The 1,066-nt window shown below is 60.8% G+C and carries 2 protein-coding genes; both read right to left on the bottom strand.

What is annotated here, in order from left to right; all coding sequences use genetic code 11:
• Window positions 1–233 precede the first annotated feature (233 nt).
• Window positions 234–638 carry a hypothetical protein gene (locus tag A3754_RS03780; protein ID WP_063518878.1) on the bottom strand — a complete coding sequence of 135 codons (405 nt, stop codon included), beginning with the start codon at window positions 636–638 and terminating at the stop codon, window positions 234–236.
• Window positions 635–1,066, bottom strand: a 432-nt coding sequence (locus tag A3754_RS03785) for a fatty acid desaturase (RefSeq protein WP_197468432.1), incomplete at its 5' end; no start/stop codon positions are given. The genes A3754_RS03780 and A3754_RS03785, both read right to left, overlap by 4 nt.

A 1,066-nucleotide genomic window follows, 5' to 3' on the forward strand; every position in this document is an offset into this window, starting at 1 on the left:
GCGTGGCCTGAAGCGTGCAGCTGTTGTGTCTTGTCTCGATGGCCAGGGTGGTTCCCTTTCCGAGAGGCAAGGCGCAGCAGATGTGCGCTTCAGGCCGCGCCCTTCGGGTCTTCCAGGCTGGCCCGCACTCGTTGTTGCCCTTTTTCGATGGATGGACATACACCTTCAAAAGCGCGCCTAGATTGCGAACCAGCCTGAAAGACTGAGTACGCAAGGGGTTATTCAGAGGTTCCTTAGAGGATCGGCGCGTTTTCCACCGTGATGATCACTTTCCGGGGGCTGGCCTTGCGGCTTCGGTTGTAGTGCCAGGTGGCCTTGTGGGGCTTGTCGAAGACGCGGGCAGAAAGCTCGGAGAGTGGGGCTTCACAGGCATCAATCCGCTTGGCGGCGGCGTTGAACGCGGCCAGCAACTGGTGGTTGAGCGGGGCCTGCTGGCGGCTCACGGCGGCGCTGCATTGGCTGCCTTCGTCCACACTCAGGTAGTTCACCGCCGGGGAAATCAGCACAAACTGCCTGAGTTGGCGCTGGCTGGCGTCCACCACCTCAATGCACTGATGTACCCAGTAGTAGTAGCAATCCTGGGCGCGGGCGGCGGCGCAAGACAGCATGATCAGGCAAAGAATCAGGCCACGTATCATGAGGGGAGTCCTTCTCCTTCGCGCTGCTGGCGGGCGGGTTCCCACTGCAAAAGCACGTTTTCGGTGATCAGGTGGTCCGGAATCCGGTGGCGGATTTTGGCGTGCAGGTCCGGCAGTTCACTCCAGTGCAGGCCGGGCAGCATGTGATGGGCCGTGTGGTAGCCCAGGTTCCAGGAGGGCAGGTTGTAGCGTTTCAGTTCCACATTGCGCGAAGCGTGGAAATGGTCGTCGTAGCCGGTGCCGGCGTGTTGCCCGTAGGTATTGTCCAGCAACATGAACAGCATGCTGATCATGGGAATCAGGAAGACGATAAAGGCGTTGCGCGGGTCCAGCATGAAGGCGGCGGCCAGCGGGATATTGGCGAGCACCAGCAGACGCAGGAAGCGACGGTACAGTGCCGGATGCTGGCGACCGATGCGGTGGATTTC

Source organism: Alcanivorax sp. HI0083 (assembly GCF_001635175.1).

Coding starts and splice junctions, on each gene's coding strand:
- A3754_RS03780 (WP_063518878.1), bottom strand. CDS start 638: ATGATACGTGGCCTGATTCTTTGCCTGATCATGCTGTCTTGCGCCGCC.